The sequence below is a fragment of the Nitratireductor alexandrii genome, from assembly GCF_004000215.1.
Classification (GTDB): domain Bacteria; phylum Pseudomonadota; class Alphaproteobacteria; order Rhizobiales; family Rhizobiaceae; genus Mangrovimarina; species Mangrovimarina alexandrii.
The window spans coordinates 463092-477463 of sequence record NZ_RBVY01000002.1; the positions used below are offsets into that span (position 1 = coordinate 463092).

Consider the following 14372-nt stretch of genomic DNA (forward strand, 5'->3'; position numbering starts at 1 on the left):
CGTCAGGACCACCACGGCACGATCAGCATTGCCAGCGCCCGCGTCAGCGGCGTTGCGATCGCGATCATCAGCAACGTGCGCACCGGGCCCTGGCGATCCATCTGGTGGGCGATCAGGCCGGGCACGATGAAACCCAGGCCGCCCCATTCCAGCGCGATCGGCCCGAGCCCGCCGCGCAGGGCCTGGATGCCGGTCGTCAGCACAAGCGCCAGCAGGATCGCCACGCCGAAGCGGCGCGTTCCGTAGAGAAAGAGCACCCGCGACAGCGCCAGCAACAGGCCCCACGTGGCAAAGGCCGCGAGGGCGATGGTTGCCAGCATGCCCGGACGGTCGAGGACGAGCGCCAGGTAGCCCGGCGCGATCACGCCGCCGGCGCTGAGGCCGGTGAGCTGGAAAAGGGCCAGACTGACGGCGATGCCGAGGCCGAGCGTCAGAGTCAGCACGGCGTGGCCTCGCTCTTCAGCAGTCGAACGATGTCACGGCCGAGCCGGGAATAATTGCCGATTCCCCATATGGTGGCCTCGGCCGGCGTCGCCTCGACGAGCGTGGCCAGTGCGCGTCTGGCGTTGTTGGTCACAAGCCGGTGCACGCGCGCGTCGGCGAGGCCGGCGGCGCGCGTCCAGCGGCGTGGTACGAAACCGGAAAGATAAATCTCCGCGCGTGGCGCCAGGCCTGCCAGACAGGCAAGGAAGGCGCGCGTGCGCTCGGGCCGGTCGTGGCGCGCGTTGAGCAGGATAACCGGTACGCCGGGACATGGCGTCTCGTGCCAGAGCTGTTCGAGCGAGCGTGTGTCGTTGCACGAAAAGGCGCTGGCGAAACGGAACCGACGCCCATCGAGCGCGCCGCAGGACACGAAAAAGGCGCCGCAATCCACGCCCGCCTCGTCGAAACCGGCGTGAGCGGTGTCGGCGGCGATGCCAAGCGTCGCACACAGAGCCATCGCCAGGGCCCGGTTGGCCTCGTCATGGTCGACGGCGGCGGTGGGGACGGTCGTTACCGCGCAGTTCCGGCGCGCCGCCCGAGCACGGATCGGTCCGTCCGCCGCCTCGTCGGACACGATCAGCCGGCCCCCCTGCGGCACCACCAGGCTCATCGCATGGGCGGCGGCCAGCGGGTGACGGCCCACCACTTCGGCGTGGTCGGGACGTGCATTGGTGATCAGCGTATGGGTTGCCCGCACCAGGTAGTTTTCCGACGCCCATAGATACTCCGGTTCGATCGCCATTGATTCCAACACCACCGCGTCGACGTTCCGTCGCCGTGCTTCGCGGAAAAAGTGCGTCTGTTCGGAAATGCTCGGCGGCCCCCAGCGCGGCCAGTCACGTTCGCTCCCGTCCGGCAGGATCAGCACCGGGTCCGTGCCGGTTGTCTTGACCAGAACGCGCCGGCCGTCGGCCCGCAACGCGGCCCCGATCAGTCGCGCCACGCTGGTCTTGCCGCGCGAGCCGGCGACATGGATACGTATCGGCACGGCCCGCCTGCAGTGCGCGTGAGCGAAGGCGGCCAGCCAAAGCCATGCGACGATGCCGACAGCGCTGACCAGCAAGGCGAGAAAAAGCTTCAGGTCGCTGATAAAGGGCAGCGTCATAGTCCGCCTCGCCGATCTGAAGAAAAGGCCGGGCGGCCGCTTGGCGCCCAGGACCTATTGGGCGGCGAGCTCACCGGCGAGAACGGGGCCAACCTCGGTCAATTTGTCGATCTGCGTGATCGGGATGTTTTTTTCGGCTGCGACGGTGTCGAAATAGCCGTCCGCATTCCCCGTTTTCCACACCACCAGGCTGTCGGCGCGCGGGGCGACGAGTTGCACGAACTGCTCTGACAGGCCCTGGCGCCGTTCGGCGCCGCCGATGTGAACCCCGATGATCTTCACGCCGGCGGCCTTGGCTGCGTCCAGCAGGGCAGTGGTGCGCTCGATCTCCGTCTCGGCCGTGATGCCGGCCGCGCCGAATCCCTTCACGCTGGCGCCGACCGCGATCACCACCGCGCTGCGCCCGTCGAGATCGGCCGCGCGCGCATGCGGGTCGTAGTCGTTGGCCACGCCGGCCCGCCCGAGCAGGGTCTTGACCGTGAAGGCGTCGAGCGCCTGACCGGAGGAGGTTACGAGAACGGCGGCCTTGTCTTGCGCCAGTGCGGCAACAGGCACCAGCAACAGGGCGACGGCAAGGGCCAGGCGCGCGGTGAACGTCATGGGAGGTGTCCTTGGTTCGTTGTCATGAGAAAACGGCCGGGCGGTCAGGCCGCCCAGCTGTCGGTCTTTGCCTCAATAGCCGCTGACGAAGTCGCGGCCATTGGGTGCTGCGCCACCCCACAACGCCCCGCTTTCCGGGTCGATGATCATCATCTGCGTGGTGCCGCGCGAGGGGTTGGAGAAGGTGCCGGGCTCGTCCACTTCGTATCCCATTGCGATCAGCGCGGCGCGAGTGTCGGGCGCGAAACCGGGATCGAGGCCGATCGAGGTTCCGCCGGTGTAGTGGTAGATGTCGCCGTAGCGGAAACGCGGCTCGTCGAGTGCTTGTTGCGGATCCATCTTGAAGTCGATCGCGTTCACGATCGGCTGGGCGATGCCCCACATCGTGGCTTCCGCGCCGGCACCACCAACGAGCATGTAGAGCTTGTCGCCCTGGAAGATCATGCCCGGAGACAACGTCCAGCGGTTGCGTTTGCCCGGCTCCATGCCCAGCACGCCCGGCTTCTCGCCGGTCCAGATATTCACATCAATGTCGAACCAGTCCATGCCGTTGCTCAGCACCAGGCCGGTGCCTTCCACGACCATGCCCGCGCCGAAAAACGTGCCGAGCGTATTGGTGGCCGAGATCGAGTTGCCTTCTTCGTCGCGGATCACGATGTGCGAGGTCGAGTGATTCGGCCAGTCAGGCTGGTGAAGCGAGGCGTGATCGACGGGCTTGAACTCGCGCACGCCGCTGTCGCCGATCGCCTTGCGAATATCCTCGGCCGCCTCGTCGGACAACAGACGGTCCACCGGGACGTCGACGAAGGCCGGATCGCCATTATACTGGTAGGCATGCTGATAGGCGTATTTGGTCGCCTCGATGAACAGCCGCAAATATTCCGGCGAGTTGCGCTCCATCGATGCGAGGTCGTAGCCCTTGAGCGTATTGAGAATCTCCATCCAGGTGATGGAAGAGGATGACGGCGGATTGCCGTAGACCGTATAGCCACGATAGTCGATCGTGATCGGCTCCGACCACTTCACGCTGTAGTCGGCCAGATCCTGCTTGGTGATCAGACCGCCTTCCTGCTCCATGAAGGCGACGAGTTGATCGCCAACCGGGCCGTCATAGAGCGCGGCCGATCCCATCTCCGCGAATTTGCGATAGGTGGCCGCCAGATCTGGCCGCTTGAGCATATAGCCCGCGGGTGGTGCTACGCCGTCGACCAGAAATTCCTCGCCCCAGGTCGGGTAGGGGGCCAGTTCGGGGATATGGCGCTTGACGTGGAACGCCGTCGCCGGGTCGAACGGCCAGCCGTCTTCCGCGTAGCCGATGGCATCGACCCACAAATCCGCCCACGGCAGCTTGCCGCATTTCTGGTGCACTTCCTCCCAGCCCTTGAGGGCGCCGGGTACCGTCGGGGCTAGAATGCCGCGCCGCTTGTGTTCCATCGTTTCGTATTTGGCCGGGTCGGTCGCTGCGGGGGCGAGGCCGTTGTAGTCGACCGCCTGGACCTTCTTGTTGTCGCCGTTCGGCGTGTGCACCAGCGCGTAGCCCGAGCCGAGCGGACCCATCATGTCGGTCAGCATCAGGCTCAGCGTCGCGGATGCGGCCACGAAGGCGTCGCACGCCGTGCCGCCTGCGCGCATGGCCTTGATGCCGGATTCGACCGCGAGCGGATGTCCGGCCACCACCATGGCGCGCGGGGCGACCACGGCTTGGTCCAAAGCGAATGCGGGCACGGCGAACATAGTTCCCGCCAGCAACGCGCCGGCCGCCAACGCGCCCGACATTGGTTTTCTAACGATTGCGTTCATTGGTTCCTCCAACTGGCCGACGCCGGGACACGACGATGGCATCCGCGCATTACGCAGCGTCAACCAATCGATACAAGCGCGACCGAATTGGCCAGTTCCGAAATTCCATTGATCCAGGCTTGAAAAAGGCAAATAAGTTTTTGATTTTTATGCTTTGGATCGAGAGTTAGGGTGTTGTTATTTGATTTTTTGTTCGTTTTATATGCATTATTTTCAATGGATATTTTTTAAGTACAAGTTGATTTGCTTCGGTGGAGCAAAATTGATCGATTTTATATTTATTTTATTTGGATAAGCGCAGCCATTCGCCGATCTGCTGATCGGTGGGAAGCGGGTCAAAAACCCGGCGCTTGGCCTTGCTGGCCGCGTTGTCGGCCCGGCCGACGCGTCAGGTCATGTCGTCGGCCGCGAGCGTGCCGAGATCGGCGAACGGGCCGGAATTGGTTCGTGTGCTGGCCTTCTCGACGAGGTAGTCGCCGGTCTTGAGAATATCCTCGACCATTGCCGCCCGCGCCTCCTCGGGCGCTCTGGCGTCCATGGCGTCGAGGATCTTCACATGCGAGCTCGCGTCCCACAGACCCGGCGAGTTGAGGGAGTAGTACATGGTCGGGCCGCTGCGCAGCCAAAGCGATTCGATCAGCGGCATCATGATGTCGGAATCGGCATGGCCGTAGATGGCGAAGTGGAATTTTTGGTTGGCGCGCAGCACCTCGGCCATGTCGCCTTGGCCGTGGGCCTCTATAATCGATTGGTTGAGCCGTTCCAGTTTCTCCAGCAACTCGTCGGTCACCTTCTCGCAGGCGACACGCGTCGCCACGCCCTCGATCAGGGTGCGCATCTCAAACAGTTGTGACAGGCTTGTCGCATTCAGCCGCGGCACCCGCACCGAGCGGTTCGGGAGTTCCTCGAGCGCGTTGGCGGCGACCAGTCGGCTGAGGCTTTCGCGAATTGGCATGGGGCTCGTTCCCAGGCTGGCGGCTAGCTTTCGCAGGCTGAACACCTGCCCGGGCACGAACAGACCCGACATCAGGCCGTAGCGCAGGCTGGTCAGAACCCTGTCCTGAACCTTGCCGCGCCCTGACGGTTTGACCGTCTTCGTGTCCGTTTCTGCCGGCGTCGTCCGTGTCATGCCTGTCTCCTGAAAGCGAATTTGGCCATCTGTCGTTTCGGCTATTGTGATGACACTTTGAGATCATTATACCAGCTTGGCTTCGCCGGGTAAAACCCCCAGGCGACCGAGGCGGCGGGTTTCGGTGGCAGGTTCACCATCCTGGTGGCGGGCCGCAAGAAAATAGTGAGGAGAGCCTTGGCATGCCGGTCCACAAAGGTCTCATCAACGTCATGGACTACCGGGCGGCCGCAGAGCGCGCTCTTCCGCGTATGCTCTATGATTTTGTCGCCGGCGGTGCGCTCGATGAGCAGACCGTTTCCCGCAATCGGGCAGGTTTCGGAGACTGGTGGCTGCGCGGACGCAGTTTTCGCTCCAGTGCGCAGGTGTCGTTGCGGCGCGATCTTTTCGGCAGCACCCTTTCGTTTCCGCTTATGCTCGCTCCCACCGGCGCGTCCGGCCTGCTGTGGCCATTCGGCGAGGCCGAAACGGCCCGGGCGGCGGCGGCCAAGGGGATCGTCATGCAGGTTTCGGCCGGTTCCCTGCAATCCATGGAGGACATCGCAGTCGCGTCGGACGGTGATAAATGGCTCCAGCTTTTCCTCTATCGCGATCGCGGGCTGACGCTGGAATTTCTCGAGCGCGCGCGCGCGGCCGGGTACCGCGCCATCTGTGTGACGACCGATGCGCCCGTGCACGGCCGGCGCGATCGCGACAGCCGCAACGGGTTTTCCATTGACCGCAAGCTGACCCCGGCCACCCTGATCGACGTCGTGTGGCATTATCGTTGGTGGCTGCGAATGGCGCGCGCGCCGCGTTTTGCGATGCAGAATTTCGCCGGTCGCTCGACCGGCAACATGGTCGACATGGCCGCCTATATCTCCTCCGTACTCGATCCGGACGTGACCTGGGACGATTTTTCCTGGTTGCGCGAGCAATGGCAGGGGCCTCTCGTCGTCAAGGGCGTTCTCGATCCGCGCGATGCGCGTGAGGCGGTTGAACGCGGTGCCGACGCCGTGCAGGTTTCCAATCATGGCGGCCGCCAGCTCGACGGCACGCTTGCCAGTATCGATGCCCTGCCGGCCGTCGTCGAGGCGGTCGGCGGCCGTGTTCCGGTGCTGCTCGACGGCGGCATCTCCAGAGGCACGGACATCGTCAAGGCGGTGGCGCTCGGCGCCCATGCCTGCGTCATCGGCCGGGCGCATCTGTGGGGCCTGGCCGTCGCAGGGGCGAGGGGGGTCGAGGCGGTTCTCGACATTCTCGAACAGGAAATGCGCAACGCCATGACGATCGGCGGCTGGAATACGTTATGCGAACTCGATCGCGCGTCGGTCGCGCGCCTCCCGTCCACCTCGCTGCAAGGAGAACGACACGATGGCTGAACTTCACAGGATCCCCGGCACCGCGCGCATGAGTGCGGCGGTCATGCACAACGGCACCGTCTATCTCAAGGGCGTCACGTCGCGGAACGGCCCGCCCGACATCGCCGGTCAGACGCGCGACGTTCTGGGTCAGATCGATCGGCTTCTGGCAGAGGCTGGCACGTCGAAAGAAAACGTCATCCAGGTGATGATCTGGCTGAGCGATATCGCGGATTTCGAGGCGATGAACGCCGTTTACGATGATTGGGTCGTCGAGGGGCGGCAACCGGTGCGTGCTTGCGTGCAGGCCAGTCTCGCCAGCCCCGCGCTGCGTGTCGAGATGCAGGTCCAGGCGGCCGTGTGACGGGTAAATGGAGCGCGCGGGCCCAGCCGTGCGCTCCGTGCCTCTTATCTTGCCGGACGGTGCTTCAGATAATGTCGATGCTGCCCGGTGCCCTGCTGCGTTTGGGCAGGCTTTCGTAGCACAATTTGGAATGCGACAGGCTCATGGTCACCAGGGCGATCGCCATGTTGATCGCACAGGCCATGGGTTCGACGATCGGCACGCCAACGCGTGTCTTCAGATCGTTGATGTAGCCGGACATGGCCGTGCAGCCGAACAGGATCACCTCGGCCCGGTGGTCCTCGATCGCTCGGCGTATCTCGAACTCGATCGTAGGCAGGCAATGTGCCTTGCTCTCGATCAGTTCGGCCGGTGGAACGTCGACGGCGTGCATAGACACGACCGTGTCGGCATAGCCATAGGCGCGAATATGCTCTTCTAGATGCTGGCGGCCGTTGCGCATCCCGATCACCGAAATGCGCTTGCCGAGCACGCTCGCCACCGCCAGCCCTGATTGCCCCGGCGCCATGACCGGGATCGAAACCGTCTCGCGGGCGGCTCGCAGAACGGGATCGACCATGCAGTCGAGCACGACGGCGTCGAAGCCGTCCTGCTCGGCGCGGCGGACTTCCTTGAGAACGTGCGGACCGGCCAGCACTTCTTCGGTCGCGAACTCCATCGAGTAGGGGCCCTGCTCGACCGCGCGAACCTCGATCTCGACGCCCGTGCGTTCCCAAACTGTCCGCTGCTTGCGCATTCCCGCAATGACCTTTGGCGAACGAACCGGAACGATGTCACATATGCGCATGAATACTCCTCGCCGGCACTCGACCGGCATTCAGATTTTGTGATCACGTATTGAGATCATTAATGGGAAAAATTGCAACGTCAAGCCGGTGGCGCGCAAGGCGGCGCGGCCGATTCGAGCGCACGCGCTCAACTTTCGCTCTTGCAAATCGAAAAGTGTCATCACAAAATGCAATCATGAAATGCTATTCCTAGTAGATAGCCAAAATGGGAGAGGATCTGATGAAACTGAAGAGATTTGCCGCGCTTGCCCTGTCGGTAGCCATGCTCGGGCTGGCCGGGGTCGGCACCGCCGCCGCGTTCCCGGACAAGCCCGTTACGCTTGTCGTGCCGTGGCCGGCCGGTGGCGGCAGCGACACTTTAATGCGCATGATCGCGGAAGGCGCGACCGGGTCGCTCGGTCAGCCCGTAGTGGTTGTGAACAAGCCGGGCGCCGGCGGTTCGCTCGGCCTGCGCGAGGTCGCCGAGAGCCCGCCCGACGGCTACACGATGAGCATGGTCGCTACCGGTTTCATTGCCGAGCAATACGGCAACCCCAATTCGCCGACGCTGGACCAGTACAAGGTCGTCGCCTTCATCGGCGTCGATCCTGCGATCATCGCGGCCGGCAAGGACACCGGCATTAAGACGCTCGAGCAACTGGTCGCCGAAGGCAAGGCGGAGCCGGGCAAGCTGCGCAATGCCAACGACCAAGCCGGCGGTACGGCCTTCGTGGCGGCTTCGCTGATGGAAATCGCGCTCGGCATCGACCTGACCCTCGTGCCCTATCAGGGGTCGGCGCCGGTGGTGCAGGCCATCATGTCCGGCGAGACCCAGACCGCCACGCCCTCGGTCACCGATTTGATCGCCCAGCACAAGGCCGGCGAGGTGACGATCCTGGCCGTGGCCGGTGCCGAGCGGCATTTTCTGGCCCCCGACATTCCCACGTTCACCGAAGCGGGTTTCCCGCTGGTGACCGGTACGGTCCGCGCCATCGTCGTCCCGGCCGAGACGCCGGACGAGGTCGTCGCGAAGCTGGAAGCCGCGATCATGGCGGCCCTCGGCGATGAGGACTTCAAGAAGCGGGCGACCGCGGCCGGCTTTTCGATCGCGCCGCTGGGATCGGCCGACGCGACCGCCTTCCTGCAAAAGATGGACGAGGACATGTATCCGGTTCTGCTCGAGGCCGGCCTCGTAAAAGTCCGCCAGAAATGAGCCGGGCGGGCGCAACCGGAAAACCGGCGCGCCGGCACAAAGCGGGCCAGGCTGCGGGCGGCGACGAAGAACGTCGCCCGGCGCTTGCCGAGCTTCTTGCGGGGGGCGCCTTCGCCGGGATAGCGCTGGTGGGCATGACCAGCCTTGCCAACAACGAATATCTGGAACTCGGACGCACCGGCTCCGATCCGGGACCTGGTTTCGTGCCGTGGATTGCGCTCACCGTCCTGCTGATCGGGGGCGTCGGCCATATACTGATCGTGCTGCGCCGCGCTCTCGTGCATGGCGGCTTCCGTGCAGCCGACGGCGGGTTTTCGCCGGCTCGGCTTTGGATGCCGGGGCTGATGCTGCTCTCGCTCGTGGCCTACCAGGCCGCGCTGCGACCGTTCGGGTTTCTGTCGGCGAGCATCGCCTTCGCGATCGTCTGGGTCGTGATCCTGCATTGGCGTTCGGGCGAGGGGCTTTGCGCCCGCCATGTCGTGCAATTGCCGGCCGAGGGCGTGGCGCTCGCTGTCGGCGTCTATCTGATTTTCCGCCACGGCATCCAGGTGCCGCTCCCATGAAAGCATCATGCTGACAGAATTCTCGACATTGGCGCTGGAGGTTCTCACCAGCCCCTGGTTGCTCGGGCTCGGCGTCTGCGCGACGCTGCTCGGTATCATCCTCGGCGCGCTGCCCGGCATCAGTTCGACCATGACGCTGGCGGTGTTGCTGCCATTTTCCTTTTCCATGTCGCCGCATGTGGCGATGATCTTCCTGATCGGTGCGTTCTACGGCAGTGTTTATGGCGGTTCGATCTCGGCCATTTTGCTCAACATTCCCGGAACGCCGGGCTCGATGGTCACCCAGCTCGACGGCTATCCGATGGCGCGCCGCGGCGACGCGGGCCAGGCGCTCACCTATGCGCTGATGGCTTCCACGATCGGAGGTCTGTTCGGCATTGTCGGCCTGATGTTGTTCGCGCCGATCCTCGCCGAGGCGGCCTTTGCCTTTCAGAGCCCGGAATATGCGGTCATCATGGTGTTCGGCCTGTCGATGCTGGCCTATGCGTCGCCGGGCTCGACCTATCTCGGCATTATGTCAGGCATTCTCGGCCTGGCGCTTGGCATGGTCGGCCTTGACGTGGTGACCAATCTGTCGCGGTTCGATTTCGGCATTCATCGTCTGCAAGGCGGCATCAACATCATTCCGTTCGCGGTCGGCATTTTCGGTCTGGCCGAGGTGTTGCGGCTCCTGGAAAAGCCACTCGACAGCGATCGCAGCGCCAGCCGCATCGTCAGTCTCTGGCCATCCATCGGGCAGATTGCGGCCAGGTTCGGGACCGCGATCCGGTCCTCCGCCATCGGTCTTCTGGTGGGGATCATTCCCGCCGCCGGGTCGGCGGTGGCGGTCTCGATCTCCTACGCCCAGGAAAAGAAGCTGTTTGGTAAGCGCGAGACGTTCGGGGACGGCAATCCGCGCGGCATCGTGGCGGCCGAGGCGGGCAACAACGCCTGTGTCGGCGGCGCGCTCATTCCCCTGATCACGCTCGGCATTCCGGGCGATACCATGACCGCCGTTCTGATCGGAGCGCTGCTCGTCCATGGCCTGCGGCCGGGACCGGATCTGTTCGTCGAACATCCCGATTTCATCGCCTCAATCTATGTCGCCCTGGCGCTCACAGTGCTGGTGACTTTCCTGCTCGCCCTGCCGCTGATGCGGGTCTTCGCGCGGCTGTTGAGCGTTCCCCCGCGTATCCTGCATGTCGGGGTCCTGATCCTGTGCGTGACAGGATCCTACGCGGTCCAGAATGCGCTGTTCGACGTTTTGCTGATGATCTTCTTCGGCGGTGCCGGCTACCTGCTCGCCAAGGTCGGTGTCCCGACCGCGCCGATCATGTTCGGCCTCGTTTTGGGACCGGTTCTGGAGGAGAACCTGCGCCGGACCATGATCGTCTATGGGGACTGGAGTGTGTTTCTGACCCGTCCGATCTGCGCGGCGATGCTGGCTGTGACGGTTCTGATCATCGCCTTTCCCCTGATCACGGCTCTGCGGCAGCGCTTAACCCCAACATGAAATACCTGACAAACAAGAGCTTTTTCGTCCGGATACGTTGACATTGTAAATGTGATCACATTATGAGATTGCAAAATTTGGAATGGAGCTGAACGATGGTGGAGATCGCGGCAATCGAGACGGTGCTTGTGCGTCTGCCGACCCGGCGTGTGCACAAATGGACCGGACTCACCGAGCCGATTGGCCAGTATCTCTTGGTGCGCATGACCGGCACCGACGGCACCGTCGGCTGGGGTGAGGCGCCTGCGCTCAGGGATTGGGGCGGCGAGTTCGGCCGCTATTTCAGCGAGAGCACGGCGATTGTGGAGACGGTGATTTCGCGCTATCTGGCGCCGGCCGTCACCGGCTTGGCGATCGCCAATCCCGCCGAATTGCACCGGCGCATGGATGCCCAGGTCAAGGGGTATCCCTATGCCAAGGCGGCGCTCGACTTTGCCTATTACGACCTGACCGGGCGGGTGCTCGGCGTTCCGGTGCATGCGCTGTTGGGCGGCCTGCTGCGGCCCGTCGTACCCGTAACCCATTCGATCGGTCTTTTGGGCCTCGATGAGGCGGTGGCAGAGGTCAAGAAGGTGGTCGCCGACGGCATCCGCACCATCAAGATCAAGGTCGGTGTCGATCCCGACCGCGACGTTGCGATCGTGGAGGCGATCCGTGCGGCCGTCGGCCCGGACATCGCGCTGTGCGTGGACGCCAACGAGGGCTATGTCACGCCAGGTCAGGCGATCCAGACCGTGCGCCGCATGGAGGCGAGCCGGTTGATCTATGTCGAGCAGCCGGTCATGGGGATCGAGCGCCTTGCAACCGTGGCCGCTGCCATCGACGCGCCGGTCATGGCCGACGAATCCGCCTGGAACGCGCATGACGCGCTGCAGATCGTCGAGCAGCGCGCCGCCCAGATCGTTTCGATCTACACCACCAAGCCCGGCGGGCTCTACCAGGCGATGAAGGTTTCAGCGGTCTGCGAGGCGGCGGGCATTGCTTGCAACGTCAACGGGTCGGTGGAAACCGGCGTCGGCAATCTCGCCAACATCCATCTCGCCGCCGCCGCGCCCGCCGCCACTTTGTCCAATGTTATCCCGGTTTCGATGCCGGCAGAACATCAGAACGGTCGTGTCGGCGGCATCTACTATGCTGACGACCTCATCGCCACGCCGCTCGAATTCACCGATGGCGGCATTCGCGTGCCGACCGGCCCCGGCATGGGCGTCGAGATCGACGAGAACAAGATCGAAACCTATCGCGTCGCTTCCTGAGGTCAGTTCCCATGCGCCAGGCAATTCTCGACAAGCTCCAGGGTCTGATGAAAGACCGCTCGCTTGATGCCGTCATCACCAGTTCCCCGGAGAATTTCGGTTACGTGGCCGGTTTCGTCGCCCCGTCCCAGCCGTTGATGCGTCATCGCCATGCCATGGCGATCGTGCCGGCCGGCGGCACGCCGGGACTGTTCTGCGTGGATATGGAAGAGACGACCGTCAGGCGCGAGGCGCCCGACACCTCGCTCAGCGTCTGGCGCGAGTTCAGTGACGACCCCATGCAGGTGCTGGCCTCCACCCTTGAGGGTATGGGGCTCGCCAGGGCATGTCTCGGGCTCGAACTCGACTATCTGCCCGCCGGCGATTTCGCCCGTCTCGCCGGGTTTTTGCCGCACGCCCGCCTGGTCGGGGTGGAAAAGGATTTGTCGCGTCTGCGCCAGATCAAGACCCCGGAGGAGGTGACGCTGATCCGGCGTCTGTCGCGCATCGCCGACCAGGCGATCGCCGATAGTCTAGCCGCCGTGCGCGCCGGTGACACGGAACTCGACATCGCCGCCGTTCTGACCCGGCGCACCTACGAGCTCGGCGCTGAGAATTTCAAGCTGTTGATCGTGGCGACCGGCGAGCGCAGCCAGCTTCCGAATGTCGGCCCCACGGCCCGCAAGCTTCAGCGCGGCGACGTCTGCCGGGTCGAGATATTCTCTGTCATCGGCGGTTATCAGGCCGGCGTATGCCGGACCGCCTATGTGCAGGAAGCCCCGCCGATGGCCGAAGATATCTGGCGGCTGATGGTCGAGTGCAAATACGCGATCCTGGACCAAATCCGGCCAGGCGCGAGCTGCCTCGATGTGTATCGAGATTTTATCGCGCGCCTGGAAACCATGAACCTGCCTCCGATCTCCTTCGTCGGCCATGGCATCGGTCTGCATCTTCATGAAGACCCTTACATCGGCGAGACGCCGATCCTGGGCGCTCCGGGCGGCGATGCCCGGATCGAACAGGACATGGTGCTGGGCTTCGAGCCGCTGTGCTACCGCACGGGATACGGTTTCGGCGTTCAGAACAAGGACGTGCTGCATGTGACGGGTGATGGCGCGACGCTTTTGTCCGACTACACAAACACCGACACGCTGATCCGTATCGGCTAATCTGGAGGAAGCGACCATGGAGCGGCACCAGCGCTGCGACATCCTGTTTTGTGGGACCGGCTATTTCACCGAAATCATGTTGGCCGACATTGCCGCGACGGCGGCGAGCGACCTGCGGGTGGCGATCGGCGGGCGCAATCCAGCCCGCATGAAATGGCTGCTCGACGCCTGTCGTGCACGGGCGGCCATTTACGGCACGTCCGTCACTTTCGATAGCGTGCAACTTGACGCGACCGCGCGCGACACGTTGGTCGAGCCGCTGCGTAGGCTTGATCCCAAAGTGGTCGTCCAGTCGGCCTCCGCGCAATCGCCTTGGAGTGTCGACAACGGCGAAAGCGAATGGTCCGACCTCGTCGCCCGCGCCGGTTTCGGCATGACGATTGCCTTTCACGCGCTGTTGGCGTGGCGCACCGCGGGCGCGCTCAGGCAGGCCGGCCTTAAAGCGCATTTCGTCAATACCTGCTATCCCGACGGCGTCAACCAAGTGCTCGCCGCGGCCGGGATGCCGATGGCCACGGGCGTGGGCAATATCGGCATCTTTTCGGCCATGATCGGCGGGCGTCTGCCGCTTGCCGAGCGTCCCGCGCTTCGGGTCCTTGGCCATCATCGCCACGTTGTCGAGTGGCGTAAGCCGCCCGGCCAGCGCGACGGCGCGCCGGTTCGCGCCTGGATCGGCGAGGCCGAGATCGAGGATGTTGACGCCATGACGCGCGACATCCAGCTTCCCTATCGCGATCTCAACCTGGTTTCGGCGGCGAGCTCCGTACCGGTGCTGCTCGCATTGGCGGGCGAGGGCGCGCGCCGCGCGCATGTGCCGGGTCCGATGGGGCTGCCGGGCGGCTACCCGGTCGCCGTCGACGTCGACGGCGTCCGACTCGATCTGCCCTCAGGCATCGGCCGCGACGAGGCGGTCGCCTGGAACCTGCAATTCGAGGACAAGGATGGCGTCAGCGTTCGCGACGGCCGCGTGGTTTATTCGCCAAAGGCCACGGAGATGATCCGGCCCTATAGCGCCGAGATCGCCGAGGGTTTTGCGGTTGATGATGTCGAGGCGGCGGCCGAGGCGCTTTCGCGCCTGCGCCAGCGGCTGGGCGGTTGAGACGCCGGCAAGC

The 14372-nt window shown here is 64.2% G+C and carries 14 protein-coding genes; 8 read left to right on the forward strand and 6 right to left on the reverse strand.

Annotation, left to right across the window (positions count from 1 at the left end; genetic code table 11):
- Positions 1 to 2: 2 nt before the first annotated feature.
- From EP380_RS05945 to EP380_RS05965, 5 genes are all read right to left on the reverse strand, one after another.
- On the reverse strand, positions 3 to 443 hold the full coding sequence (locus EP380_RS05945; RefSeq protein WP_127597343.1) for a poly-gamma-glutamate biosynthesis protein PgsC/CapC: 441 nt from the start codon (positions 441 to 443) through the stop codon (positions 3 to 5).
- Positions 437 to 1588 (reverse strand): poly-gamma-glutamate synthase PgsB, encoded by a 1152-nt coding sequence (pgsB, locus tag EP380_RS05950; RefSeq protein ID WP_127597345.1) that lies wholly within the window; start codon positions 1586 to 1588, stop codon positions 437 to 439. Before pgsB ends, EP380_RS05945 begins: the two co-directional genes overlap by 7 nt.
- 54 nt (positions 1589 to 1642) lie before the next feature.
- Positions 1643 to 2188 carry a DUF6305 family protein gene (locus tag EP380_RS05955; protein WP_127597347.1) on the reverse strand — a complete coding sequence of 182 codons (546 nt, stop codon included), beginning with the start codon at positions 2186 to 2188 and terminating at the stop codon, positions 1643 to 1645.
- A gap of 72 nt (positions 2189 to 2260) precedes the next feature.
- On the reverse strand, positions 2261 to 3988 hold the full coding sequence (locus EP380_RS05960) for a gamma-glutamyltransferase family protein (protein WP_164749769.1): 1728 nt from the start codon (positions 3986 to 3988) through the stop codon (positions 2261 to 2263).
- Between the two features lie 388 nt (positions 3989 to 4376).
- Entirely contained in the window at positions 4377 to 5117 is a 741-nt protein-coding gene (locus tag EP380_RS05965) for a GntR family transcriptional regulator (RefSeq protein WP_127597351.1), read from the reverse strand.
- A 182-nt stretch (positions 5118 to 5299) separates the two neighbouring features.
- Between EP380_RS05965 and EP380_RS05970 the strand changes: the two genes are divergently transcribed.
- Complete coding sequence (locus EP380_RS05970) at positions 5300 to 6478, forward strand: alpha-hydroxy acid oxidase (RefSeq protein ID WP_127597353.1); 1179 nt, start codon at positions 5300 to 5302, stop codon at positions 6476 to 6478.
- On the forward strand, positions 6471 to 6821 hold the full coding sequence (locus tag EP380_RS05975; RefSeq protein ID WP_106569761.1) for a RidA family protein: 351 nt from the start codon (positions 6471 to 6473) through the stop codon (positions 6819 to 6821). Before EP380_RS05970 ends, EP380_RS05975 begins: the two co-directional genes overlap by 8 nt.
- A 64-nt stretch (positions 6822 to 6885) precedes the next feature.
- Here the strand turns inward: EP380_RS05975 and EP380_RS05980 are convergent, their stop codons facing one another.
- A complete protein-coding gene (locus EP380_RS05980; protein ID WP_106569760.1) occupies positions 6886 to 7557 on the reverse strand; it encodes an aspartate/glutamate racemase family protein in 672 nt (223 codons plus the stop codon).
- A gap of 272 nt (positions 7558 to 7829) precedes the next feature.
- Here EP380_RS05980 and EP380_RS05985 point away from each other — a divergent pair, with 272 nt between their 5' ends.
- From EP380_RS05985 to EP380_RS06010, 6 genes are all read left to right on the forward strand, one after another.
- The gene (locus EP380_RS05985; RefSeq protein WP_164749770.1) at positions 7830 to 8801 is read left to right on the forward strand and encodes a Bug family tripartite tricarboxylate transporter substrate binding protein; all 972 of its coding nucleotides are present in this window, start codon (positions 7830 to 7832) and stop codon (positions 8799 to 8801) included.
- Positions 8798 to 9364: a tripartite tricarboxylate transporter TctB family protein gene (locus EP380_RS05990; protein WP_127597356.1), complete on the forward strand. Its 567-nt coding sequence runs from the start codon at positions 8798 to 8800 to the stop codon at positions 9362 to 9364. Before EP380_RS05985 ends, EP380_RS05990 begins: the two co-directional genes overlap by 4 nt.
- Positions 9365 to 9371: 7 nt before the next feature.
- Positions 9372 to 10856, forward strand: coding sequence for a tripartite tricarboxylate transporter permease (locus tag EP380_RS05995; protein ID WP_238719746.1), 1485 nt, complete (start codon positions 9372 to 9374; stop codon positions 10854 to 10856).
- A gap of 95 nt (positions 10857 to 10951) precedes the next feature.
- Positions 10952 to 12112, forward strand: coding sequence for a mandelate racemase/muconate lactonizing enzyme family protein (locus EP380_RS06000; protein ID WP_106569757.1), 1161 nt, complete (start codon positions 10952 to 10954; stop codon positions 12110 to 12112).
- Positions 12113 to 12123: 11 nt separating this feature from the next.
- Positions 12124 to 13260 (forward strand): M24 family metallopeptidase, encoded by a 1137-nt coding sequence (locus EP380_RS06005; RefSeq protein WP_127597357.1) that lies wholly within the window; start codon positions 12124 to 12126, stop codon positions 13258 to 13260.
- A 16-nt stretch (positions 13261 to 13276) separates the two neighbouring features.
- Positions 13277 to 14359, forward strand: a complete 1083-nt coding sequence (locus tag EP380_RS06010) for a hypothetical protein (protein ID WP_127597359.1) — start codon at positions 13277 to 13279, stop codon at positions 14357 to 14359.
- Positions 14360 to 14372: the final 13 nt, after the last annotated feature.

Coding starts and splice junctions, on each gene's coding strand:
- pgsB (WP_127597345.1), bottom strand. CDS start 1,588: ATGACGCTGCCCTTTATCAGCGACCTGAAGCTTTTTCTCGCCTTGCTG.
- EP380_RS05955 (WP_127597347.1), bottom strand. CDS start 2,188: ATGACGTTCACCGCGCGCCTGGCCCTTGCCGTCGCCCTGTTGCTGGTG.
- EP380_RS05960 (WP_164749769.1), bottom strand. CDS start 3,988: ATGAACGCAATCGTTAGAAAACCAATGTCGGGCGCGTTGGCGGCCGGC.
- EP380_RS05965 (WP_127597351.1), bottom strand. CDS start 5,117: ATGACACGGACGACGCCGGCAGAAACGGACACGAAGACGGTCAAACCG.
- EP380_RS05970 (WP_127597353.1), top strand. CDS start 5,300: ATGCCGGTCCACAAAGGTCTCATCAACGTCATGGACTACCGGGCGGCC.
- EP380_RS05975 (WP_106569761.1), top strand. CDS start 6,471: ATGGCTGAACTTCACAGGATCCCCGGCACCGCGCGCATGAGTGCGGCG.
- EP380_RS05980 (WP_106569760.1), bottom strand. CDS start 7,557: ATGCGCAAGCAGCGGACAGTTTGGGAACGCACGGGCGTCGAGATCGAG.
- EP380_RS05985 (WP_164749770.1), top strand. CDS start 7,830: ATGAAACTGAAGAGATTTGCCGCGCTTGCCCTGTCGGTAGCCATGCTC.
- EP380_RS05990 (WP_127597356.1), top strand. CDS start 8,798: ATGAGCCGGGCGGGCGCAACCGGAAAACCGGCGCGCCGGCACAAAGCG.
- EP380_RS05995 (WP_238719746.1), top strand. CDS start 9,372: ATGCTGACAGAATTCTCGACATTGGCGCTGGAGGTTCTCACCAGCCCC.
- EP380_RS06000 (WP_106569757.1), top strand. CDS start 10,952: ATGGTGGAGATCGCGGCAATCGAGACGGTGCTTGTGCGTCTGCCGACC.
- EP380_RS06005 (WP_127597357.1), top strand. CDS start 12,124: ATGCGCCAGGCAATTCTCGACAAGCTCCAGGGTCTGATGAAAGACCGC.
- EP380_RS06010 (WP_127597359.1), top strand. CDS start 13,277: ATGGAGCGGCACCAGCGCTGCGACATCCTGTTTTGTGGGACCGGCTAT.